This window comes from Agrobacterium sp. 22-210-1 (assembly GCF_053522525.1).
The window spans coordinates 242612-264262 of record NZ_JBNWCI010000001.1; the positions used below are offsets into that span (position 1 = coordinate 242612).

General features: G+C 59.1%; 23 protein-coding genes. 16 read left to right on the forward strand and 7 right to left on the reverse strand.

Annotated elements, in window-relative coordinates; genetic code table 11:
• Positions 1-394 precede the first annotated feature (394 nt).
• Complete coding sequence (locus ACQZ5F_RS01235; RefSeq protein WP_225339238.1) at positions 395-4093, forward strand: PAS domain-containing hybrid sensor histidine kinase/response regulator; 3699 nt, start codon at positions 395-397, stop codon at positions 4091-4093.
• 33 nt (positions 4094-4126) lie between these two features.
• Here the strand turns inward: ACQZ5F_RS01235 and mnmD are convergent, their stop codons facing one another.
• Positions 4127-4882: a tRNA (5-methylaminomethyl-2-thiouridine)(34)-methyltransferase MnmD gene (gene mnmD / locus ACQZ5F_RS01240; RefSeq protein WP_225339237.1), complete on the reverse strand. Its 756-nt coding sequence runs from the start codon at positions 4880-4882 to the stop codon at positions 4127-4129.
• On the opposite strand from mnmD, the gene ACQZ5F_RS01245 reads away from it, so the two are divergent.
• From ACQZ5F_RS01245 to ACQZ5F_RS01295, 11 genes are all read left to right on the forward strand, one after another.
• Positions 4881-6104: an NAD(P)/FAD-dependent oxidoreductase gene (locus ACQZ5F_RS01245; protein ID WP_225339236.1), complete on the forward strand. Its 1224-nt coding sequence runs from the start codon at positions 4881-4883 to the stop codon at positions 6102-6104. The two genes, mnmD and ACQZ5F_RS01245, sit on opposite strands and share 2 nt — an antisense overlap.
• A 96-nt stretch (positions 6105-6200) precedes the next feature.
• Entirely contained in the window at positions 6201-6908 is a 708-nt protein-coding gene (locus tag ACQZ5F_RS01250) for a DUF1045 domain-containing protein (protein ID WP_046797869.1), read from the forward strand.
• Positions 6909-7113: 205 nt separating this feature from the next.
• On the forward strand, positions 7114-8037 hold the full coding sequence (puuE, locus tag ACQZ5F_RS01255) for an allantoinase PuuE (RefSeq protein ID WP_137085060.1): 924 nt from the start codon (positions 7114-7116) through the stop codon (positions 8035-8037).
• Complete coding sequence (gene uraD / locus ACQZ5F_RS01260) at positions 8037-8534, forward strand: 2-oxo-4-hydroxy-4-carboxy-5-ureidoimidazoline decarboxylase (protein WP_448731028.1); 498 nt, start codon at positions 8037-8039, stop codon at positions 8532-8534. Before puuE ends, uraD begins: the two co-directional genes overlap by 1 nt.
• A 53-nt stretch (positions 8535-8587) precedes the next feature.
• A complete protein-coding gene (locus ACQZ5F_RS01265; protein ID WP_312361676.1) occupies positions 8588-8878 on the forward strand; it encodes a nucleotidyltransferase family protein in 291 nt (96 codons plus the stop codon).
• Positions 8875-9237, forward strand: a complete 363-nt coding sequence (locus ACQZ5F_RS01270) for a HepT-like ribonuclease domain-containing protein (RefSeq protein WP_448731027.1) — start codon at positions 8875-8877, stop codon at positions 9235-9237. Before ACQZ5F_RS01265 ends, ACQZ5F_RS01270 begins: the two co-directional genes overlap by 4 nt.
• Positions 9238-9305: 68 nt before the next feature.
• Entirely contained in the window at positions 9306-9599 is a 294-nt protein-coding gene (locus ACQZ5F_RS01275; protein ID WP_003509513.1) for a nucleotidyltransferase family protein, read from the forward strand.
• Entirely contained in the window at positions 9596-9958 is a 363-nt protein-coding gene (locus ACQZ5F_RS01280) for a HepT-like ribonuclease domain-containing protein (protein WP_046797872.1), read from the forward strand. The genes ACQZ5F_RS01275 and ACQZ5F_RS01280 overlap by 4 nt, the downstream gene beginning before the upstream one ends.
• A gap of 3 nt (positions 9959-9961) precedes the next feature.
• Positions 9962-10462 (forward strand): ureidoglycolate lyase, encoded by a 501-nt coding sequence (locus tag ACQZ5F_RS01285; protein ID WP_448731026.1) that lies wholly within the window; start codon positions 9962-9964, stop codon positions 10460-10462.
• The gene (uraH, locus tag ACQZ5F_RS01290; protein ID WP_052818179.1) at positions 10459-10815 is read left to right on the forward strand and encodes a hydroxyisourate hydrolase; all 357 of its coding nucleotides are present in this window, start codon (positions 10459-10461) and stop codon (positions 10813-10815) included. Before ACQZ5F_RS01285 ends, uraH begins: the two co-directional genes overlap by 4 nt.
• 5 nt (positions 10816-10820) lie before the next feature.
• Positions 10821-11564 carry a metallophosphoesterase family protein gene (locus ACQZ5F_RS01295; protein WP_052818178.1) on the forward strand — a complete coding sequence of 248 codons (744 nt, stop codon included), beginning with the start codon at positions 10821-10823 and terminating at the stop codon, positions 11562-11564.
• A 3-nt stretch (positions 11565-11567) separates the two neighbouring features.
• Here ACQZ5F_RS01295 and ACQZ5F_RS01300 read toward each other — a convergent pair whose 3' ends face one another.
• Entirely contained in the window at positions 11568-12869 is a 1302-nt protein-coding gene (locus tag ACQZ5F_RS01300; RefSeq protein ID WP_448731046.1) for a serine hydrolase, read from the reverse strand.
• A 191-nt stretch (positions 12870-13060) separates the two neighbouring features.
• Here ACQZ5F_RS01300 and ACQZ5F_RS01305 point away from each other — a divergent pair, with 191 nt between their 5' ends.
• A complete protein-coding gene (locus tag ACQZ5F_RS01305) occupies positions 13061-13645 on the forward strand; it encodes a TetR/AcrR family transcriptional regulator (protein ID WP_052818174.1) in 585 nt (194 codons plus the stop codon).
• Positions 13642-13986, forward strand: a complete 345-nt coding sequence (locus ACQZ5F_RS01310; RefSeq protein WP_137085044.1) for a DMT family transporter — start codon at positions 13642-13644, stop codon at positions 13984-13986. The genes ACQZ5F_RS01305 and ACQZ5F_RS01310 overlap by 4 nt, the downstream gene beginning before the upstream one ends.
• 205 nt (positions 13987-14191) lie before the next feature.
• Here ACQZ5F_RS01310 and ACQZ5F_RS01315 read toward each other — a convergent pair whose 3' ends face one another.
• The gene (locus ACQZ5F_RS01315; protein WP_448731025.1) at positions 14192-15325 is read right to left on the reverse strand and encodes an alpha-hydroxy acid oxidase; all 1134 of its coding nucleotides are present in this window, start codon (positions 15323-15325) and stop codon (positions 14192-14194) included.
• 177 nt (positions 15326-15502) lie between these two features.
• Between ACQZ5F_RS01315 and ACQZ5F_RS01320 the strand changes: the two genes are divergently transcribed.
• Entirely contained in the window at positions 15503-16084 is a 582-nt protein-coding gene (locus tag ACQZ5F_RS01320) for a hypothetical protein (RefSeq protein WP_448731024.1), read from the forward strand.
• A gap of 30 nt (positions 16085-16114) precedes the next feature.
• On the opposite strand, the gene ACQZ5F_RS01325 is transcribed toward ACQZ5F_RS01320, so the two are convergent.
• The 3 genes from ACQZ5F_RS01325 to puuD all read right to left on the reverse strand — a co-directional run bounded on the left by ACQZ5F_RS01325 (position 16115) and on the right by puuD (position 19714).
• Positions 16115-16837: a sulfite exporter TauE/SafE family protein gene (locus ACQZ5F_RS01325; RefSeq protein WP_225339347.1), complete on the reverse strand. Its 723-nt coding sequence runs from the start codon at positions 16835-16837 to the stop codon at positions 16115-16117.
• A 307-nt stretch (positions 16838-17144) separates the two neighbouring features.
• Positions 17145-18455: a guanine deaminase gene (gene guaD / locus ACQZ5F_RS01330; RefSeq protein WP_225339229.1), complete on the reverse strand. Its 1311-nt coding sequence runs from the start codon at positions 18453-18455 to the stop codon at positions 17145-17147.
• Positions 18452-19714, reverse strand: a complete 1263-nt coding sequence (gene puuD, locus ACQZ5F_RS01335) for a urate hydroxylase PuuD (RefSeq protein ID WP_137085038.1) — start codon at positions 19712-19714, stop codon at positions 18452-18454. The genes guaD and puuD overlap by 4 nt, the downstream gene beginning before the upstream one ends.
• A 462-nt stretch (positions 19715-20176) precedes the next feature.
• On the opposite strand from puuD, the gene ACQZ5F_RS01340 reads away from it, so the two are divergent.
• The gene (locus ACQZ5F_RS01340; protein ID WP_046798405.1) at positions 20177-20515 is read left to right on the forward strand and encodes a hypothetical protein; all 339 of its coding nucleotides are present in this window, start codon (positions 20177-20179) and stop codon (positions 20513-20515) included.
• Here the strand turns inward: ACQZ5F_RS01340 and ACQZ5F_RS01345 are convergent.
• Positions 20491-21420, reverse strand: coding sequence for a LysR substrate-binding domain-containing protein (locus ACQZ5F_RS01345; RefSeq protein WP_046797883.1), 930 nt, complete (start codon positions 21418-21420; stop codon positions 20491-20493). The two genes, ACQZ5F_RS01340 and ACQZ5F_RS01345, sit on opposite strands and share 25 nt — an antisense overlap.
• Positions 21421-21651: the final 231 nt, after the last annotated feature.

Below are 21651 nucleotides of genomic sequence, written 5' to 3' on the forward strand. Positions count from 1 at the left end.
GAATTGGGAACTTGTGGGTTGGAATAACTTTCTGCGCATCAGTGCGGCAAATGCCGTCTTCTGTATTCGTTGCGCTTTTCCTTCATGCGGGCCAGATTTCTCTTGGAACAAGTCGTTCTGGACATACGCTGCAGCTCACGCGGCTGCCGAAGGTGAAAGCTTGACCGGCATGTGGGCGTTTTGCGCGTTAAAGTCAAGCGATAGTTTTATAATGCCGCTGTCGGGCGACGCATGGCAGCCATGCGCAAGGTCGGGCGGTTATGGCTGGAATGGCGCGTCGGGGCGAATAATTATGGTTAAAAAAGGGTAGCGGTGCCGCTCGGTACATAGCAAACGGCGATTTTATCACATAACGTTTTTACGACGATATCCGGAAATATTTGATTCGACAGAAATGGAACTGCACGGTGTGGAGTATCGATTGACCGAAGGCAGCGGGTTGCTGGAAAAAGCTTACAGGGCCGTCGCCGCCCTGGACCTGCCCGCGTGCATCAAGGACAGCGAGCTGCGCTATCTCATGGTCAACGCCGCCTATGGCCGGATCATGGGGCGTCCACCCGCAGCGTTTCAGGGGCAAACGAGCCTTTCCCTCTCCGCCGATATTCGCGATGCCGAGCGGGAAGACAGGGAGCGCCGCTCGCTGGTCTTCGCCACGGATGAGCTTATCGCCTGTCATGGTGCGGCGTCTTCCGGGCCATATACGCTTCGTTGCGAACGTTTTATCGGCGATGACGGCAATCTCTTCCTGTTCGAAGCATTCGAGGAAATGCCGGCGGTTGCCATTGAGGGCTTTTCCAGCGGCGATAACGCCTCCGAATTGCTGTTCGGCAGCGGTGTGATCGATCTCATCGACGCCGGTATCGTTATCTATGACGATGAAAACCGGCTGATTTATTGCAACGCCCGCTTCGTGGAATTCTACAGTGCCTTCGGTGTTGCGCTGAAGCCGGGCATGCGGCTCGAAGCGCTGATGGAAGCGGTCTATTTTTCCAGCGGTTACAGCCGCGCGAAAGTGGACGATCCGGCTTTTGAAAGCTGGAAGCAGGAGCAGCTGCGGGATTTTTCCCTGCCCTATCTGGAAAGGGTGGAGCAGTTTGCCGATGGCCGCTGGGTGCGCATGGTCAACAAGCGGCTGGAAAACGGCATGCTGGTCGGTCTGCGCATCGACGTGACCGAGTTCAAGGCGCATGAGACCCTGCTCAGCACGCAGATCCGCGAGACCTGGCTGCTGCGCGCCGCGCTTGAGCAATTGCCGGTGGCGGTGTTCCTGCGCGATCACGACAGGCGGCTGACTTTTGCCAATGCGGCCTATGAAAAATTTGTCGGAGGCGATCTCGCCCATTTCATCGGCAAGACCGAAAACGAGATGTTTCCGGCGACCGGCGAGCAGTCCCGCCTTGAAAACGAGCGGCTGCTTGAAACCGGCGAGGCGATTGAGAAGGCGGAAACCCTGCCGCTGCCGGATGGCGGCTCCGTCCCCGTCATCACCCGCCTCGGCCGGGTGGCGACGCCTGACGACGAATATTATCTGGTCGGCTCGATCACCGATGTCAGCCTGTTGCAGGACCGTGAAAATGCGCTGATCGCGGCACAGGCCAGGGCAGAGGCGCTGCACCGCCAGCTGGAGGCGATTCTTCACGCCCTGCCGGTGGGGGTGCTGCTCATCAATGCCGATCTCGTCATCGAATATGTCAATCCGTTCTTTTACGAGGTCTGGGGCGAAATTGGCGGCGAGAAGTCGCTGGTCGGCAAAAGTTATCGCGACTTCATGGAGCTGAATTTCGAAAGCGGCCTTTACGACTACGGCGACATGTCTTTCGACGATCTTTATAGCCAGCGAACGGAGCGGCTTCTCAGCAAGGAGGCCTCTGCCCCCCGCGAAGTGCGCAGCAAAAGCGGCAAGGTCACCGTCATCTCGAAAACCCGCCTCAATGGCGGGAAAATCCTCAGCACTTACGCCGACGTGACCGATGTGCGCATGCGCGATGCAGAGATCATGAAGGCCAAGGCCGAGCTGGAGCGCGTCGGCGAATATATGCAGGGCGCCACGCGCGCCATGGCGCAGGGCCTGGTGCTGGTCGAGCAGGGCACGATCATCATGTCCAACGAAGCGATGGCGCGGATGTTCGACGTGCCGCCGCATCTCCTGGAAAAAGGCCGCAATTGGTCGGGTTTCTTTGCCCATTGTGCCAAGCGCGGAGATTTCGGCACCGCCGAGGAGGCGGCGGCGACGCTCGCCGCCTGGAAAGACAATATCGCCGCCAACCAGCCGTTTTCCTGGCTCATCCATGTGGCAGGCAAAACCTGGCTCAATCTGGAAGCCACCAATAGTTCCGGCAATTATTGGCTCGTCATCGTCACTGATGTGACCGAGATGAAGCTGCGCGAGGAAGAGTTGCAGCGGCTGCTTTCGCGGGCGGAAGCGGCGGATCGCGCCAAATCGGAATTCCTGGCCAATATGAGCCATGAAATCCGCACGCCGATGAACGGCGTGCTCGGCATGGCGGAGCTTCTGGCCAAATCCAATCTGGATACGCGCCAGAAGACCTTTACCGATATCATCGTCAAGTCAGGCAATGCCCTTCTGACGATCATCAACGACATTCTCGATTTTTCCAAGATCGAGGCCGGGCAGATGAAGCTGCGCAGCGTGCCTTTCGATCCGGCCGAAGCGGTGGAGGATGTGGTTTCGCTCCTCTCCTCGGCGGCGCTGGAAAAGGACATAGAACTGGTTGTCCGGATCGACCCGTCGGTTTTCGGCAAGGTCATGGGCGATGCCGGGAGGTTCCGTCAGATCGTCACCAATCTCGTCGGCAATGCCGTTAAATTCACCGAAACGGGGCATGTGCTGATTGAGCTTGCTGCGCAGTCGGCTGAGGCGTCCGAAACCATGCTCTCGCTGCGCGTTGAAGACAGCGGCATCGGCATTCCGCCCGACAAGCTCGAGACCATCTTCGACAAGTTCATCCAGGTGGATGGTTCGGCGACGCGCCGGCACGAGGGAACAGGGCTTGGACTGGCGATCACGGTCGGCCTTGTCGGTCTCTTCGACGGTTCGATCAATGTCGTGAGCGAGGTCGGCAAGGGATCGACCTTCGAGGTCAATATTCCGTTTCAGGTCACCGAAAGACGGCGCGACGTTCCGCTTATGTCCGTGGCGATCGACGATATCCGGGTGCTCGTCATCGACGACAACGACGTCAATCGCCGTATATTGACCGAGCAGCTGAAGACATGGGGCATTGATGGCCATGCGGTGGAGGACGGCCCGTCCGGCATCGCCGTGCTGCAGGAGGCCGTGTCGCTCGGCTTTGCCATCGATGCCGTCATTCTCGATTATCATATGCCTGTCATGAACGGGCTGGATGTGGTCGAGCGTATTCGTGCGGACCAACGTTTCGATGAGATTGCCATCGTGTTCCTGACCTCCATGGATGTGGTGGGCGACGAGACGCTGTTTACCGATCTCAACGTGCAGGCGCATCTGATGAAGCCGGCACGGGCGCGGCTTTTGCGCTCCACCCTGTTCGATGTGGTGCGGGATGTGCGGCTGAAGCGTGCCCGCTTGCAGCCGCTGGCGCTGGAGCCAAGCGGCGGAGCCGTGCGCCCGGAAAGGCGTCTGGCTGAAAAGAAACAGCGTATTCTGCCAGCGGCCCCGGCTGTTCCCGAACGCCGCAGGCCGAGCCTGATCGACGTGCTGGTGGCCGAGGACAATGACGTCAACCAGATTGTCTTCACCCAGATTTTGCAGCAGGCGGGTTTGCGTTTCCTGATCGTCGGCAACGGCAAGAAGGCGGTTCAGGCGTGGGAGGAAAACAATCCCGCCATCATCCTCATGGATGTCTCGATGCCGGTCATGAACGGCCATCAGGCCACGCTTGCCATCCGCGCCGCCGAACAGGCGGCGGCTGACGGCCGGCATGTGCCGATCATCGGTGTTACCGCCCATACGCAGGAGGCTGACCGGGAACTTTGCCTGCAGGCGGGCATGGATGATTATCTGTCGAAACCGATCAGTCCTGAAATTCTCGAGGACAAGATCGCGCAATGGCTGGGGGATGCCATGCCCCGCCGTGACGCGCCAGGCGTCTGATCATCCGGCGCGGCGACGGTTTTCGGAATTGCCTCAGGCGGGCCGTTTGGTGCCGCAGAGCATCTCCCGCTTTCCGGCAAAACCCTTGCGGCGCTCCAGATCAAAACCGGCGGCGATGAGGTTGCGGCGAACGAAACCGGCGGCGGCATAGGTGGCGAATGTGCCCTCCGACGCCGTTTTGGCAAAGAGCGCCTGCATGATTTCCAGCGACCACATGTCTGGATTACGCGCCGGCGCGAAGCCATCCAGAAACCAGGCGTCGAAACTCTCGTTGCTGTTGGAGATTCCGGCAAGGGCCTCGCCGCAGACCACCGTCAGGCGCGTCTCGCCATCCAGCTCGATTTCGACCCTGCCTTGTGGCTCTTCCGGCCAGAGGGCGACGAGCGCCTTGCGCTCAGTATCTACCTCCGGCCAGCGGGAAAGCGCCCGGTCGATTTCGTCCGCCTTCATCGGATAAAGCTCGAAGGAGATGAAATGCAGCCTGGAGCGGCCGTTGCGGACTTCTTTCCATTGGCGCCATGTCTCGCAGAGATTAAGGCCGGTGCCGAAGCCCAGTTCGCCGATGCGGAAGACGCCCTCCCGTTCAAGCCAACGCCCTGGCAGGCCATTTCCGGACAGGAAGACATGGCCGCATTCCAGTCGGCCATCCGTCTGGCAATAAAAATGGTCGTCAAAGGCCAGTGAATAGGGCATATCCCCGTCACGCCAGTCGAGCGCGGTGCGGGTTTCTCCGGTTGCGGAACCGGTCTCTGTGCCAGCCTCTGGGATAGTGTCGTTGGAATTTTTCATGGCTAATGCCGATAATCCTGCTTTCGAACAGGGTCAATCTCCAAGATTGGCAGTGTCAACATTGCCCGGTTCCATACCGCTCCTCATCGTCGGTGGCGGCATTATGGGGCTATGGGCCGCCGTCAAGGCAGAACGGCTCGGAATAGACACTCTGCTGGTCGAGGCGGAGCAGCTTGGCAGTGGAGCAAGCGGCGGGCTGCTTGGCGCCTTGATGCCGCATATGCCGGACCGCTGGTCGGACAAGAAGCAGTTCCAGTTCGATGCCCTCGTGGCGCTGGAAACGGAAATTGCCGAGCTGGAGGCCGAGACCGGGCTTTCCGCCGGTTATCGCCGTTGCGGCCGGATCATTCCGCTGCCCAAGCCGCATTTGCGCGGCATCGCGGAGCGGCACGAGCGGGATGCCGGGGAAAACTGGGTTTTGGGCGAGCGCCGGTTCCACTGGCATGTCGGCGACCGGCCTTCCGTTCTTGAATGGGTGGATGATGCGGCGGGTCAGGCGGGTTTTGTGCTGGATACGCTGGCGGCGCGGGTTTCGCCGCGCGCGATGATCGCCCTTCTCTCGGCATTTCTCCGCAAGGCGCATCACGTGCGGGTGGCGGGGCAGCGCCGTGTTGTCTCACTCGATCCGCAGGCCGGGCGGGCAGTGCTGTCTTCGGGGGAAGAGATTGTCTTCGGCCATGCCATTGTCGCCAACGGGCATGGCTCTTTCCCCCTGATCCGCGATGCGCTCGGCCTGGAGACCGGCGTTGCGCTCGGGCAGGCGGTGAAGGGGCAGGCAGCGCTTCTTGACGCGGCGGTTGACCCGGCCATGCCGGTCGTCTTCCTGAACGGTCTTTACATCGTGCCGCATGAGGATGGCACCGTCGCCATCGGCAGTACCAGCGAAGATTGTTTTTCTGCGCCTTTCAGCACCGACGAAAAGCTGGAAAAGCTGCTAGCCGAGGCGTGTGCGGTGGTGCCATCGCTTGCCCACGCACCAGTTCTCGAGCGGTGGGCCGGCCTGCGGCCAAAGGCGGTCGGGAGAGACCCGATGGTGGGGTCGGTTGCCGGTTGTCCGAAGCTTGTTGCGCTTTCGGGTGGTTTCAAGGTCAGCTTCGGTCTTGCCCATTTTCTTGCCGATGCGGCGTTGCAAACCGTGTGCGGGGAGACACCTGACCTGCCCGCCGGGTTTCGCCTTCAACAACACGTGAATATTGCCGTCACGGACTTTGGAAAGTGCTGATCAGGCCGTCCACGTCGTTAATCTGTCATGCAAATCACCTATTTGCTGGCCTGCAACGAGGCCGGTTTGGCCGCTTTTGCGGCGAGGTGACAGCGCATGCGATACGCCATTCATTTCACGCCTACCCCCAATGACCCCCTGACGCAGGCAGCCGCCGCGTGGTTGGGGCGCGATGCCTATTCCGGTCAGGCGGTGGAGCCGCCGGGCATGATCGATCTCGGCATGCAGGAGATTTCATACCACACGGCGCTGCCACGCCGTTACGGTTTCCATGGCACGATCAAGGCGCCTTTCCGGCTTGCCGAGGGGCACTCCGAGGCCGCGCTTTTGCGCGACCTGATGTATTTTTCCGGCAAGCAGGATCCTTTCACGCTTCCACAACTCGTGGTGGCAAGGCATGGAAATGTCTTCAGCCTCGTCCCCGAGCGCCCCTGCGAAGTGCTGCATTTTTTCGCCGCCCGCGTGGTACAGGAATTCGACCGTTACCGCGCGCCGCTTTCCGAGGCGGAAATCGAACGGGCGGATCCGGACCGGCTTTCGGCCTCGCAGCTCACCAACCTGCATCGCTGGGGCAGCCCGCATGTGATGGATGAGTTCCGGTTCCAGATGTCGCTGACGGGTGGTGTTGAGCCTGCCAGCAGCCAGAGAATCGAGCGTGCCGTGCGCAAGGTTTTCGAGCCGTTGCTGACCCGGGAACTGCAATTTTCCAGCCTTGCTCTCTTCATCGAGGATGAACCGGGTGCGCCCTTCCGGGTGCATTCGCTGCATCCCATGGGCCGCGTGTCCGCCCGCAAGATTGCCTGAGAAACGGCTGCCCATAATCGTATACAAAAAAGCATCGGAATGTCGGCAAAATTGATCTCGACATTCCGGATGCGGATGATACCGTTCGGCATCGCATATCCGAAGTTTGCGCCGGTTACCCATTCCGGGGTCGGCGCGCTTTGGAGATTTGTTTATGTCTCCCCAAATCGGTTTTCGCCTGGGGAGAGATGTCTTGGGTGGCTGAATGATTTCCGACAATTACTCCCGCAATCTGGTGGGCTATGGCCGTCATGTTCCCGATCCGAAATGGCCGGGCGGCGCGCGCATCGCCGTGCAATTCGTCATCAATTACGAGGAGGGCGGCGAAAGCTGCATTCTCGATAATGACAAGGCCTCGGAATCGCTGCTGTCGGAAATCGTCGGCGCCCAGCCATGGCCCGGCCAGCGCAACCTGAACATGGAATCGATCTACGAATATGGTTCGCGCGCCGGCTTCTGGCGGCTGTGGCGCATGTTCACAGGTCTTGGCGTCACCACCACCGTTTATGGCGTGACCGCCGCCATGGCCCGCAATCCGGAAGCCGTTGCGGCCATGAAGGAAGCGGGCTGGGAAATTGCCAGCCATGGTTATCGCTGGCTGGAATATAAGGATTTCTCCGAAGAGGAAGAGCGCAAGCACATAACCGAAGCCGTGCGCCTGCATAAGGAGGTAACCGGCGAGCGGCCCTACGGCATGTATCAGGGCAAGCCTTCGGACAATACGCTGCGCCTCGTCATGGAAGAGGGCGGTTTTCTCTATTCGTCCGATTCCTATGCCGACGATCTGCCCTACTGGGTGAAGGGTGCGAAGAATGAGCCTTTCCTGATCATTCCCTATACGCTTGACACCAACGATATGCGTTTCGCCACTCCGCAGGGTTTCAATTCCGGTGACCAGTTCTTCACCTATCTGAAAGACGCGTTCGACGTGCTTTATCGGGAAGGCGCTGAAGGCGCGCCGAAGATGATGAGCGTCGGCCTGCATTGCCGTCTTGTCGGCCGGCCCGGCCGCGCGGCGGCACTTCGCCGTTTCATCGAATATGTGCTCAGCCATGACAAGATTTGGATCCCGCAGCGGATCGAGATCGCCCGGCACTGGCATGAACACCACAAGCCGGTGGCTCCGTGATGTCGGCGCGGCAGGAATTTGTCGCCCGTTTTGGTGGCGTGTTCGAACATTCGCCCTTCATCGCCGAACGTGCCTATGATGCCGGTGCGGTCGAGGGTGATTTGGCGGCGAAGGCGGTTCATGCCGCACTCACCGCGCAGTTCCGTGCCGCTTCCGAGGCCGAAAGGCTTGGCGTGTTGCGGGCGCATCCCGATCTTGCCGGCAAGCTGGCGATTGCGGGCGAACTGACGGCCGATAGCCGCAACGAACAGGCGGGGGCGGGGCTGGACCGGCTTACCCCCGAAGAGCACGCCCGTTTCACTGAGCTGAACAGCGCCTATACCCAAAAATTCGGCTTTCCCTTCATCATCGCGGTCAAGGGGTTGAACAGGCACGATATTCTTTCCGCCTTCGAAACCCGCATTGGCAATGACGCGGCGCAAGAGCTCGCGACCGCGACGGCGCAGGTGGAGAAGATCGCCTGGCTTCGCCTTTCCGCGATGCTGCCGGAGGGTTGAATTGGCGAGCGGTGGCCGTTCTGCTAGAATCGCGCCGTCTGGAGATTGAGATCATGAGACCGTCCGAGGCGCTGGAAAAGAACAGGGAAGCGATCCGCGAAGCGACGAAACGCTTCAACGCGGCGAACCCGCGCGTGTTCGGCTCCGTTGCGCGCGGCGAGGACCGGCCGGACAGCGATCTGGATATTCTGGTGGATGCGCTGCCGGGCACGACCCTGTTCGATCTCGGCGGTCTGCTGGAGGAATTGAAGGCGCTGCTTGGTGTGGAGGTCGACGTCGTCACCTCAGGCGGCCTGCATTCGGATATACGGGCGCGCGTTCTGAAGGAAGCCAAAGCGGTATGAGTATGGATCGGCTTCTGCTCTATCTGAAGGATATGGATGTTGCCGCCTCCAGAATACAGGATTTCATTCAGGATATGGATGAGGCCGCTTTTTCTTCCGACACGCGGACGCAGATGGCGGTCATGATGGGTCTTGCCCTGATTGGCGAGGCGGTCGCCAAGCTGGACAAGCAATACCCCGCATTTTTACAGCAGCACCCGGAAATCCCGTGGCTGAAAATGAAGGGTATGCGTAATCTGATCGTGCACGATTATTTTCGAGCGGAGCTTTCAGTCGTGTGGAAAACGATAACGGAGAGTATTCCCGATTTGCAGGCGCGCCTCGCGCTTCTCCGCAGCTGGCATGCTCAGGGTGAATGATTTTCCGAGATGGCGCTCCTAAGAAAGAGATCGTTTCGCTATGGTGGTGTGGTCTGGAGATTAAAACCATGAGACCGTCCGAGGTGCTGGAAAAGAACAGGGAAGCGATCCGCGAAGCGACGAAACGCTTCAACGCGGCAAACCCGCGCGTGTTCGGCTCCGTTGCGCGCGGCGAGGACCGGCCGGATAGCGATCTGGATATTCTGGTGGATGCGCTGCCGGGGGCCACTTTGTTTGATCTGGGCGGCCTGTTGGAAGAGCTATCGGCCATCATGCGTGGCACGGAAATTCATCTGTTGACGCCTGGGGACTTTCCCGAGCGCGTTCGTGTGAAGGTTCTGCAGGAAGCGAAGCCTGTATGAGGGTCGAGCGGCTGCACGTTTATCTTCAGGATATCAGGCAGGTTGCTTCGGAAACCATCGACTTCGTTCGACCGAAAACAAAGGATGAATTTTTGGCTGATCTCGTCCGCCAACGGGCGGTCGCGATGAACCTTTTGATTATCGGCGAAACGACTGCGCGGATAATGGAAGAGTTCCCTGCTTTCGTGGCGGATTTTCCCGATATTCCCTGGGTCAAGATGCGCGGAATGCGAAACAGGATCGCGCACGGCTATATGAGCATCAATCTGGAAACGGTCTGGGATACGACCCAGACGGCTATACCTGATCTTCTGGACAAACTCTCTCTTCTGCATAACTGGCATGCCCAAGGTGAATGACATTTGACTGATTTTCTCGACATAAAACCCCTTACCAAGCAAGCATTCGCATCCTTCGGTGATGTGATCGAAGCTACGCCTTCTTCCATGCGCCACATCAATGGCGGCCAGACCGAGAGGCACCATGCGCTTGCCGCACCTGAGGCGGCGGGCGAGGGTGGGCGTGTCATCCTCAATATTTTCCGTGGGCAGCCGCGCGTCTTTCCGCATGAAATCGAGATGATGGAGCGGCATCCGCTCGGCAGCCAGAGTTTTTCGCCGCTTTCCGGCAGGCCTTTCCTCGTCGTCGTTGCGGAAGATGACGGAGGCCGGCCGGCGCGGCCGCAGGTGTTTCTGGCGCGTGGCGATCAGGGCGTGAATTACCGCCGCAATGTCTGGCATTATCCGCTGATGCCGTTGCAAGCGGTTTCGGATTTTCTGGTTGCTGACCGCGAAGGGCCGGGTAACAATCTGGAAGAGTATTTTTTCGATGAGCCCTTCATGATCGCGGAGCCTAAGCTATGACCGGTCTGACCACCCATGTTCTCGATGCCGCCCATGGTACGCCGGCGCAAGGGCTGACAATCGAGCTTTACCGGCTCTCCGGCGATCGCCGCGAGAAGCTGAAGACGGTGAAGACCAATAGTGACGGCCGGGTGGATGGCGGGCCGCTGCTAGTTGGAGAGAGTTTCAAGGCGGGCGAATATGAGCTGGTTTTCCATGCCGGCGAATATCTGCGCGGCAAGGGCTTGGCGCTGCCGGAACCGGCCTTTCTCGACATTATCCCGATCCGTTTCGGCATTGCCGATGAGAGCGGCCATTACCATGTGCCGCTTCTGCTTTCGCCCTATAGCTATTCCACCTATCGAGGAAGCTGATTGCCATGATCTTTGCCGCCATCGCCGATATTCACGGAAACTGCGCTGCGCTTGAAGCCGTGCTGGAGGATATCGCCAGGCTTGGGATCAAGGAGATCGTCAATCTCGGTGATTGTTTCAGCGGGCCGCTTGAGGCGGGTTTTACCGGTGATGTGCTGGTGGGCAACTGGATACCCAGCATTCGCGGCAATCACGACCGGGAACTTATCGAGCGGGCACCGGAGGATATGGGGAGCTGGGAAAGGCCGGCCCATGCGCAGATGACCGCTGCGCATCTGGACTGGCTTCAGACTTTGCCCTTCAGCATGGTATTCAAGGACGTCGCCTATTGCTGCCACGGCTCGCCGCTTGACGATCTCGACTATTGGCTGGAAACGCTTTCGCCGGAAGGTGTGCTGAAATTGCGGCCGCTGGCTGAAATCGAGGCAAGGGCGGAAGGGATCACTCAGCCGCTGATGCTGTGTGGCCATACCCATATTCCCCGCGCGGTGCAGCTTTCCGATGGCCGGCTGATCGTCAATCCCGGCAGCGTCGGCTGCCCCGGCTGGAAGGACGATACGCCTTTCGACCACCACGTCGAGGCCGGTCATCCGCTTGCCAGCTATGCCGTGCTGGAAGAAACCGGGCGCGGCTGGCAGGTCTATTTCCGGAATATCCGCTATGACAATCTGGCCATGGCCGAGATGGCACGGGTCAACGGCATTCCCTATCTGGCCGATGCGCTGGCGAGCGGCTGGCTCAAGCGGTAAAACTTACCCCTCGCTGTTCATCACCACGCAGGCGTAAGACTGCGCCTTCAATTCCTTGCAGGCGGAAACCGCCGAAGACTGGTCTTCGAAGCCGGTGAAGCGGGCGCGGTAGAGGGTTGCCGAGCCGCTTTGCACCGCTTCGGTATAGGGGGCGATCCCGGCATAGCTTCCGATGTTGGAGCGGGCATTGGCGAGCAGCGAGCGGGCGGCGGCTTCGCTGTCGGCTGCGGCGATCTGCACTTCCCAGCGGCTTCTCTGGCCCGTGGACTGGCCGGCGGAGGCTGCCGCGGGAGCCGTCCGCGGAATGGCCGAAACCTGCATCATATCGGCCATCTGGTTGTTGGCCGTGGCGATCTGCATGGCGACCGGATCGGCGCGGCGTTCGGCGAACATCGGTAATGGCACGGAGGCAGGCGGCACAGCAGCGGGGCGCGCGGTTGCGGGCGGCACATCGAAGGTGCGGCTGACATTGGCGCTGGCGACGAGCTGTTCTGTGTTGCGGCTTCTCGATGCCTGCGGCACGGCCTTGTCGAGAAGGGCGGCCATCTGGGCATCGCGGCTGCGTGCGGTCTTGCCACCCAGCACGACGCCGACGACGCGGCGGCCATTGTGGTTGATGGCGCTGACGAGGTTGAAGCCGGAGGCATTGGTGTAACCGGTCTTGATGCCATCCATGCCCCGATAGCGATACATCAGATTGTTGTGGCCGCGGATGCGTTTTCCCCGGAAGCTGAAGGATTCCATGGCAAAGAGGTCATATTCCTTGGGGAAGTCGCGCTGCAGCGCAAGGCCGAGCTTCGCCATGTCACGCGCCGTCGTCACCTGCGATTTGCTGGGCAGGCCGGAAGCATTGCGGAACACCGTTTTCGACATGCCGAGCTGGCGGGCCTTGCGGGTCATCATCTCGGCAAACCTTGCCTCGGAGCCACCGAGGTGATCGCCCATGCCTTCCGCCATGTCATTGGCGGATTTGACGATCATGCCATAAACGGCTTCGCGCACGGTGAAGGTCTGGCCCTGGCGCACATAAAGCTTCGAGGGGATGACGGCTGCACCATTCTTGGACATCTTTATCTTCTGGTCCCAGCGAATCCGGCCGGCATGCAGCGCCTCGAAGGTCATGTAGAGCGTCATCATCTTGGTAAGCGAAGCGGGGTGGTTCAGCACATCGGCATTGCGGGACGCCAGAACCTTGCCGGTATTGGCATCCATGATGAAATGGGCGTAGCCGGCCTGCGCGGGCGATGCCTGCAATGAGAGGATCGCGCAAAAGAAGGCGAGCGCGAAGACCCATGTTCCCGCCATTCCCCGTTTGACCGTTCCCGACATAATCCGCCCCTTTTGTTTGACCGCCGCTGTTGATTTCAAGTTTTACTGACACTTTCCGGCAACAAAACTGCTAAAACTTTAGAGATCGCTTTCATGCTTAATTAAGTATGAATTTCAACCCATCCGCTGCCCTCACAATTTTCTTGAAAAGAAACCTACCATCCGGTATGTTTTGCGACATGACAAATGCTCACGAACGAAAGAAACAGCCCGAGATCGTGCGTCGCAGCCTGCTCGACTGCGCGGCGAAACTTGCTGCCGATCAGGGCGTTGCGGCACTTTCGATACAGGCCGTGGCCGATGCGGCGGGGGTGACGAAAGGTGGGTTGTTCCATCATTTCGCCTCCAAGCAGGCCCTGCTTGAGGCGGTGATGGCGGACCTTCTTTCGGCGCTGGACGCGGAAATCGACGCACTGATCTCACAGGATTGTGAAGCTTACGGATGCTTCACGCGGGCCTATGCGAACGCGGTTTTCGATGATCGTGACCGAGATTCGGGCAGGCAATGGGCGGCGATCTCGGTTTCCATGGTCGGTGAACCGTCGCTTCGGCGCATGTGGACCAGTTGGGTCGAGGGGCGTCTTGCCCGTCATAAAGATACGGATGACGGGGTGGTACTGGAGATGGTGCGGCTCGCGGCTGATGGCATCTGGTTTGCCGATCTTTTGGCTGATGATAGCAGGGCAGGTGGCGACAGGGCGGCTCTCAAGGCCCGGATGATCGCCCAGACGAAAAAGGAATTGGAACGATGAACGCGGCACTTTTTACCTATGGGGCGCTTGTCGCGGCCATTGTCTGCGAGGTTATCGCGACGTCTTTCCTGCAGCAGTCGCAACAGTTCACGAGGCTGCTACCGACGGTGCTGATGGCACTGTTTTACGGTGCGGCCTTTTATCTGCTGTCGTTCACGTTGCGCGCCATGCCGGTCGGTGTGGCCTATGCGATCTGGAGCGGGCTCGGCATCGTGCTGATTTCTGGCATCGGATATTTCGTGTTTCGCCAGACGCTGGATATTGCTGCGGTGGTTGGTCTTGGGTTCATCGTGACCGGGGTGGTGATCGTCAACGTGTTTTCGAAGACGGTGGGGCATTGATAGGGCGGGGCGTATGCGGGATCAACATCCTCACGCCGTCACCCCGGACCTGATCCGGGGTCCAGCGCGATCAAGTCCTTGATCGCGCGAGACTCTTTCACGGCGCAGACGCGTCGTGGCTGGATGCCGGATCAAGTCCGGCATGACGGCAGAGAATGGAGCGGCCTCCGACGCATCTCCGGAACGTCTTCTGCCTTTTCCAACATCACGCCAGAATGCTGCGGTCCACATCCGTCATCAGCCGCTTGCCGCAAAGCGCCATGCTGACATCCATTTCCTTGCGGATGATCTCGAGCGCAGTTGTCACGCCCTGCTTGCCATCGGCACCGAGGCCATAAAGGAAGGGGCGGCCAATATAGGTGCCTTTGGCGCCGAGTGCGACGGCTTTCAGCACATCCTGACCGGAGCGGATGCCGCCATCCATGTGCACCTCCACCTTATCCCCGACGGCATTGACGATCTTCGGCAGCATGGCGATGGAGGAATGGGCGCCATCGAGCTGGCGGCCGCCATGGTTGGAGACGATGATGGCATCGGCGCCTGTATCGAGCGAGGCGCGCGCATCTTCCTCGTCAAGAATGCCCTTGAGGATCAGCTTGCCGCCCCAGCGTTCCTTGATCCATTCGACATCTTTCCAGGACAGGCGCGGATCGAACTGCTCCGCCGTCCAGGAGGAGAGGGAAGAGAGGTCGGAGACATTTTTCGCGTGGCCGACGATATTGCCGAAGCTGCGGCGTTTGGTGCGAGCCATATCCATGCACCATTTCGGCCGGGTCGCCATCTGCCAGATATGTTTCGGGGTGAATTTCGGCGGTGCGGAGAGGCCGTTGCGCAAATCCTTGTGGCGCTGGCCGAGAATTTGCAGGTCGAGCGTCAGCACCAGCGCCGAGCAGCCCGCGGCCTTGGCGCGGTCGATGAGATTGTTGACGAAATCCCGGTCCTTCATCACGTAGAGCTGGAACCAGAAGGGTTTCGAGGTGACGGAGGCGACATCCTCGATGGAGCAGATGCTCATGGTGGAAAGCGTGAAGGGCACGCCGAATTCTTCCGCTGCCTTGGCGGCCAGCATTTCGCCATCGGCGTGCTGCATGCCCGTCAGTCCGGTGGGGGAGAGCGCCACCGGCATCGAAACCTTCTCGCCGACCATTTCGGTGGTCAGCGACCGGTCGGTCATATCAACCAGCACGCGCTGGCGCAGCTTTATCTTGGCAAAATCATCCTCATTGGCGCGGTAGGTGCTTTCCGTCCACGCGCCGCTATCGGCATAGTCGAAAAACATTTTTGGCACACGGCGCTGGGCCTGATTTTTCAGGTCAGCTATGGTCAGGATTTTGCCCATGGATAAAGCCTTCACATTTAAATGATGGCTTCACATATCATATTCGATGTCGGTGCGCGAGTTGGACAGTCGCAGTTTGAAGGTTTTTTTGAATCGCTTTCACCTCAAAATTATAGTTGATATTTTCTTGGTATCGGGCAATTCTATAAGTATATCTCCGAATTGGAATTTTTAATCATGTTTATATACTTACTTAGAATTTTTGCTGCCGTTCTTATAGTTCCAAATATTGCTTTTGCAGCGGAGTGCCCTTCGGTCAAGAGTCATAAGAGCGGATTTGTCCTTAGTCATAGTGGCGTGCAAAGCGAATTCAAAACATCGGGACCGGTGGTTTCCGTTCAACATGGCTTTGCTGACGGTGGAAAACAGAAGGCTTTCCTGTATCAAGGGCTTATAGAAATTTTCCGTTCGGGAAATGACGGGAATTACAATCAGTATTTCACGTCGAATTTGAACGATTTCTGGCCGTTGAGAGTCGGTGCCCGCCGCACTTTCGAATTCATTCCGCTGGACGCCGATGCTTTTAAGGAGAAGTGGACTCTGGACCTTGCCGTTGCAAAACGACGGGCTTTTTCTATCGGTTATTGCAGTTATGACGTTTTCAACGTCCTTTACGACGTCAGAAGAAACGGTGAGGAAGTTGAACGCTGGACGGCGGTTTATGCGCCGGATCTGCTTGCAACGGTTGCAAAGATCTACGACGAAGGTACCAGTAACGAAGAAACCGTAAGCTACACGGCTATCAAACCGTTGAAATAATGTGCTTGCCGTGCTTGGCGACAGCGCGGGTTAATTCCAGAATGCACGCAGAAACAATTCGAAGCCTAGCAGAAGCAGACAGATGAGAAACCAGCTCCGAAACGTCGCCGGGCTGACGATATGGCGGATTTTTTGGCCAAGCCACATGCCGAGAAGCGCTGGCAGAACGGCCAGCGCGGAAAGCGACAGATGCTCGACATGAAAAGCATTCTGGGAAGCAAGGCCTGCGGCGAGCGCGACGGTGGAGACGGTGAAGGAAAGGCCGAGCGCCTGTACGAGATCATCGCGGTTGAAACCGAGCGACTGGATATAGGGCACGGCGGGCACGACGAAAATTCCGGTGCCGCCGGTCAAGAGGCCGGTTGCCAGCCCCACGACTGGGGAGAGCTTCGGTTCCAGCCCGGCGGGAATTGAGACGGGTCTGGCAAACAGGCTATAGGCCGCGTAGGCCGCAAGGCACAGGCCGAGCGCCGAGGTGGTCCAGACGCCGGTGCCTGATGTCATCAGCCGGATGCCGATGAGGGTGCCGAGGGCAATGGCGATCATCATCGGCCACAGCCGCTTCACGATGGCCCGGAAATCAGGCCCGGCCAGCAATTGCCAGATGTTGGTGATGAAGGATGGCAGGATGAGCAGGCCTGCGGCGACGACAGGCGGCATGAACAGGCCGAGCACGCCCATGGCGACGGTGGGCAGTCCCATGCCGGTCACGCCCTTGACGATGCCCGCGACGGTGAAGGTCGCGAAAACCATGAGCATTGTGGTTGTGTCCAAATCCGGCACTGCGCACTCCAGAGGTCGTTCTCGTTTTGGCCGGTATGGCGTCGGACGATCATTAAGAATCGAGCGGGTGCGATACGGCTTCTTCTCCCCGCCGGGGAGAAGGTGGCCCGAAGGGTCGGATGAGGGGGCAACGCCAGCGATAGACCGCAAGCTTGCCCCCTCATCCCGCTGCCGCGACCTTCTCCCCGGCGGGGAGAAGAAACGAGCAGCACCCGCTCACTCCAATATGTGACCGATATAAAGGAGGCCGCAGCTTTATGTTTCGGCCTCAGCCGAACTATGCCAGCACGCTCTTCATCGCCCTGCCGGCCACATAGGTCTCCACCACCGTGCGGTCGTCGCCCATGGTCAGCATCAGGAAGAGTTCTTCCGTCAGGCTGTTCACCACTTCCATCTTCAGCGCCATGGCGGGGGTGGAAGAGGCGTTCAGCACGGTGATGTCCGCGTCCGTGCCGGCCTCCAGCGTGCCGATGCGATCGACCATGGAAAGCGCTTCGGCATTGCCGCGGGTCATCAGATACCAGCTTTCCAGCGGGTTCAGGCGCTCTCCCAGCAATTGCTGGATCTTGTAGGCCTCGTCCATGGTGCGCAGCATGGAATAGCTCGATCCGCCGCCGATATCGGTCGCAACCGCGATGCGCACGGGCTTTTCCCGACGCTGCAGCTTTTTCATCGGGAAGAGGCCGGAGCCGATGAAGAGGTTGGACGTGGGGCAATGCACCGCCACCGCGCCGGTGTCCGACAGCACGTCCGCCTCGCGCTCGGAGAGATGGATGGCGTGGCCGAGCAGGGTCTTTTTGCCCATCAGGCCGTAACGCACATAGATATCGGTATAGTCGGTCGCATCAGGGTAGAGTTCGCAGGTATATTTGATCTCGTCGAGATTTTCCGAGAGATGCGTCTGGATGAAGAGATCGGGGAATTCCTGCGCCAGCGCCTGTGCGGCTTCCATCTGCTTCGGCGTGGAGGTGATGGCGAAGCGGGGGGTGATGGCGACGTGGTTGCGGCCCTTGCCGTGCCAGTCGGCGATGACCTGACGCGTCTCGTCATAGGAGGTTTCCGGCGTGTCGAGCAGGCCCTGCGGGGCGTTGCGGTCCATCATCACCTTGCCGCCCACCATCAGCATGTTGCGCTTCATGGCCTCAGTGAAGAAGGCGTCGGCGGAGGTCTTGTGCACCGAGCAATAGGCAGCGGCCGTGGTGGTGCCGTGGCGCAGCAGCTCATCGTAAAAATGCGTGGCGATGCGCTGGGCATGGGCGCTTTCGACGAAGCGGCATTCTTCCGGGAAAGTATAGGTGTTCAGCCATTCCAGGAGATTGGCGGCATAGGAGCCAATGACCTGCATCTGCGGGAAATGCAGGTGCATGTCGATGAGGCCCGGCACGATGAGATGCGGCCGGTGGTCCTTTTCCTCGATATCTTCGGAGGCTTGCTTGCGGATATCGGCGTATTCGCCGATGGCGGCAATCCGGCCGTCTTCGATCAGCAGGCCACCATCCTCAATGTAAAGATAGCTTTGCGTATCGTCGATTGCGAGCGGCGCGCGGCGGAAGCTCAGCAGGCGGCCACGCAGCAGAACCATGCTCATTCAGTCTTTCCTTCGGCTTTTCCGGCCCCGGAAACCGCGCTTTCATACCATGCGGTCAGCACCTTGCGCTCATCCGGGGTGATGGCGGTGATGTTGCCGGGAGGCATGGCATGGCTGCGGCCGGCTTGCAAATAGATTTCGCGGGCATGGGCGGCGATCTGCTCGTCGGTTTCCAGCTTCACCGATTTCGGTGTGAAGGGCACGCCTTCCCACACCGGCTCGGCCGCATGGCACATGGAACAGCGGCCCTGAACCACATCGCGGGCCTTGGCGAAATGGGCGTCGCTGACGAATTGCTGCTGCATGGGGGAGAGGGTGGCGGCCTTTTGTTCCTCTTCGCCGGTCAGCACCTTCGGCACGGTGGAAAGCCACATGATGACGATGAAGATCAGCGCGGTCGCGAGCCAGGTCCATGTCGGCTTGCCCTTGCGGGCATGGGTGGTGTTGAACCAGTGGCGGATGGTGACGCCCATCAGGAAGACCAGTGCGGCGATGATCCAGTTGAACTCGGTAGCAAAGGCCAGCGGATAATGGTTCGACAGCATGAAGAAGATGACCGGCAGCGTCAGGTAGTTGTTGTGCAACGAGCGCTGCTTGGCGATGCGGCCATATTTCGGGTCCGGCGTGCGCCCGGCGATCAGGTCTGCGACGACGATCTTCTGGTTCGGGATGATGATGAAAAACACATTCGCCGACATGATGGTGGCGGTAAACGCACCGAGATGCAGGAAGGCGGCGCGGCCGGTGAAGACCTGCGTATAACCCCATGCCATTGCCACCAGCGCGACGTAAAGCACGATCATCAGGCCCCAGGTATTGTTGCCGAGCGGCGATTTGCAGAGGAAATCATAAAACAGCCAGCCGATGGCCAGTGAAGCGAGCGACAGACAGATGGCCTGGAACTGGGTGAGCGCCAGCACCGAATGATCGATGAGGAAGAGATCCGCGCCGCCGTAATAAACGATGCAGAGCATGGCGAAGCCGGAAAGCCAGGTGACATAGCTTTCCCATTTGAACCATGTCAGGTGCTCGGGCATCTGGGCAGGCGCAACCAGATATTTCTGGATGTGATAAAAGCCGCCGCCATGCACCTGCCATTCCTCGCCATAGGCCCCCGGCGGCAGGTGCGGCCGTTTGACCAGCCCGAGATCGAGCGCGATGAAATAGAAGGACGAGCCGATCCAGGCGATGGCGGTGATGACGTGGAGCCAGCGGACGGCAAAGGCCATCCATTCCCACGCAATGGCATATTCGTACATGCGGTTCCCCTGATCCTTGTGCAGCGCACCTTGCGAGAAATTTGGCCGTTAGGGAAGGGAAAAGCAGAGGATGGGAGGCGATTGTTCACAATCCGGTTCGCTTGTGTGCACAACATCAATCGGGTGGAATATTTGCGACAACAGGCCCGGCAAAGTTGCGGTGACGGTTTGCTGCCGCATAGTTTGTGCTTAGCTGGCTAACGCGACTCAGCTATTATTTCGTGAGCAGTCTGGTGATGTGCTAAAATATAGGGCTGCGGAGCTTTTAAAGCTTCCATGACATGTTTCGCTGGCGGTTATTCCGAAAGCGGGTGCTGCGGACCCTGTGGCGGGGGAGATCAGGGGCAGGTGTCGCGGTTCCCGGTGCCGTTGTGTCCGGGTGCGTGTTGATGTGTGGAATTTGAATGAAGGGACGCAATGACCTTCCGGCAGCCGCCGTTGTTTTCAACGGAGACCATGCCGATGCGCCTTGTTCTGACGGTCCTTTTCTTATCTCTGGCGTTCACCGCCACAGCACTTGCCCATGAATCCCACAAGGGGTTCAAATATGAAAGCTATTGCTGCAATGGCGATGCCGAAACCGGCGACTGCCAGATGATCCCCACGCGCAGCGTTCGTGTCACGCCCGACGGATATGAGGTTTCGCTCGCCCCCGGCGATCATCGCATGGTGACGCGACGCCACACGTTCAATTGGTCGCAGAGCGAGGCAAGACGGTCGGAGGACGGCGAATATCATCTTTGCCTGTTTCCGGACGAGGATACGCCGCGCTGTTTTTACGCGCCTGACATGGGGTATTGATGGGGCTGCGGCGGCCGGCTTTCTTCGATCCGCTTCAATATCCAGTCGCGAAACAGTTTGATCTTGCGGATGTTCCTGCGGTTTTCGGGGTAGACGAGCCAGTAGTTCTTTCCTTCGCTGCTGAGATGCTCGAAGGGCTGGTAAAGACGGCCAAGCGCGATCTCATCGGCGTAGAGTTCAGGGGTGAGCATGGCCACACCCTGACCGGCGATCGCCGCTGCGGCTTCGAAAGCCTGCACGTTGAGGCGGCTGCGCGGATAACGCTCCAGATCAGGATTTTCAATACCGACTTCCCGGAACCATTGGCTCCACCACACGTCACCGGGATCGATGATACGCAGGCGCAGAAGGTCTTCAGGCGTCTTCAAACCATCGATGCTTTGCGCAAGATCGGGATGCAGCATCGGCGTATAAACGCCGCGAAGCAGCCGATGATAGGTCAATCCCTTGCCGTCGTCCCGGCTCCAGCGAATGGCGACATCGCAGTCCGACTGGTTGAAATCAATCAGGGCGCCCGATGTTTCCAGCCTGACGGCGATGGAGGGATGTTCAAGCTGGAAGGCGCCCAGATGTCGCGACAGCCAGCGTGATGCGAAGGTGGCCGTGGAATGTATGGTCAGGGTGGCGTCGGGTGTCTCGCGCACACTGTCGACGGCCTCCCGCAGCGTATTGAAGGCGTCGGCAACCTTGGGCGCCAGTTTCTCTCCCACCTCCGTCAGCGATACCTGCCGTGCCGTGCGCAGGAAAAGCGGCTCGCCGATGTTCTCCTCCAGCAGCTTCACCTGATAGCTTACTGCCGTCTGCGTCATGCCCAGCTCTTCGCCGGCCTTGGTGAAGCTCAGATGCCTTGCGGCGGCATCGAAGACGCGCAGGGCATTCAGGGGGAACTGGCGAGACATCTTCATGGATAAGTTCTCTTTATGCCAAAGGCCAAAGGTTTCATTGGTTTTTCTCCTGAAACCAGAGCATTTTTAGCTCAATTCATCAACTGAGCTTCTGACATTTTTGAATGGAGACGAACATGCGCACAGCACTTTTGCGCGCGTGGTCCCGCCTGCGTGCGGGCCTGCGGACAGCGGAACAGTTTGCCTTTGAGAGCTTTCAGCCGGACAATCTGGCTGATGAAAGCCTGCCCG

Excerpts from the sequence above, each read along its gene's own strand:
- ACQZ5F_RS01235 (WP_225339238.1), top strand. The coding sequence starts at position 395 with ATGGAACTGCACGGTGTGGAGTATCGATTGACCGAAGGCAGCGGGTTG.
- ACQZ5F_RS01245 (WP_225339236.1), top strand. The coding sequence starts at position 4,881 with ATGGCTAATGCCGATAATCCTGCTTTCGAACAGGGTCAATCTCCAAGA.
- mnmD (WP_225339237.1), bottom strand. The coding sequence starts at position 4,882 with ATGAAAAATTCCAACGACACTATCCCAGAGGCTGGCACAGAGACCGGT.
- ACQZ5F_RS01250 (WP_046797869.1), top strand. The coding sequence starts at position 6,201 with ATGCGATACGCCATTCATTTCACGCCTACCCCCAATGACCCCCTGACG.
- puuE (WP_137085060.1), top strand. The coding sequence starts at position 7,114 with ATGATTTCCGACAATTACTCCCGCAATCTGGTGGGCTATGGCCGTCAT.
- uraD (WP_448731028.1), top strand. The coding sequence starts at position 8,037 with ATGTCGGCGCGGCAGGAATTTGTCGCCCGTTTTGGTGGCGTGTTCGAA.
- ACQZ5F_RS01265 (WP_312361676.1), top strand. The coding sequence starts at position 8,588 with ATGAGACCGTCCGAGGCGCTGGAAAAGAACAGGGAAGCGATCCGCGAA.
- ACQZ5F_RS01270 (WP_448731027.1), top strand. The coding sequence starts at position 8,875 with ATGAGTATGGATCGGCTTCTGCTCTATCTGAAGGATATGGATGTTGCC.
- ACQZ5F_RS01275 (WP_003509513.1), top strand. The coding sequence starts at position 9,306 with ATGAGACCGTCCGAGGTGCTGGAAAAGAACAGGGAAGCGATCCGCGAA.
- ACQZ5F_RS01280 (WP_046797872.1), top strand. The coding sequence starts at position 9,596 with ATGAGGGTCGAGCGGCTGCACGTTTATCTTCAGGATATCAGGCAGGTT.
- uraH (WP_052818179.1), top strand. The coding sequence starts at position 10,459 with ATGACCGGTCTGACCACCCATGTTCTCGATGCCGCCCATGGTACGCCG.
- ACQZ5F_RS01295 (WP_052818178.1), top strand. The coding sequence starts at position 10,821 with ATGATCTTTGCCGCCATCGCCGATATTCACGGAAACTGCGCTGCGCTT.
- ACQZ5F_RS01300 (WP_448731046.1), bottom strand. The coding sequence starts at position 12,869 with ATGGCGGGAACATGGGTCTTCGCGCTCGCCTTCTTTTGCGCGATCCTC.
- ACQZ5F_RS01305 (WP_052818174.1), top strand. The coding sequence starts at position 13,061 with ATGTTTTGCGACATGACAAATGCTCACGAACGAAAGAAACAGCCCGAG.
- ACQZ5F_RS01310 (WP_137085044.1), top strand. The coding sequence starts at position 13,642 with ATGAACGCGGCACTTTTTACCTATGGGGCGCTTGTCGCGGCCATTGTC.
- ACQZ5F_RS01315 (WP_448731025.1), bottom strand. The coding sequence starts at position 15,325 with ATGGGCAAAATCCTGACCATAGCTGACCTGAAAAATCAGGCCCAGCGC.
- ACQZ5F_RS01320 (WP_448731024.1), top strand. The coding sequence starts at position 15,503 with ATGTTTATATACTTACTTAGAATTTTTGCTGCCGTTCTTATAGTTCCA.
- ACQZ5F_RS01325 (WP_225339347.1), bottom strand. The coding sequence starts at position 16,837 with ATGGTTTTCGCGACCTTCACCGTCGCGGGCATCGTCAAGGGCGTGACC.
- guaD (WP_225339229.1), bottom strand. The coding sequence starts at position 18,455 with ATGAGCATGGTTCTGCTGCGTGGCCGCCTGCTGAGCTTCCGCCGCGCG.
- puuD (WP_137085038.1), bottom strand. The coding sequence starts at position 19,714 with ATGTACGAATATGCCATTGCGTGGGAATGGATGGCCTTTGCCGTCCGC.
- ACQZ5F_RS01340 (WP_046798405.1), top strand. The coding sequence starts at position 20,177 with ATGCGCCTTGTTCTGACGGTCCTTTTCTTATCTCTGGCGTTCACCGCC.
- ACQZ5F_RS01345 (WP_046797883.1), bottom strand. The coding sequence starts at position 21,420 with ATGAAGATGTCTCGCCAGTTCCCCCTGAATGCCCTGCGCGTCTTCGAT.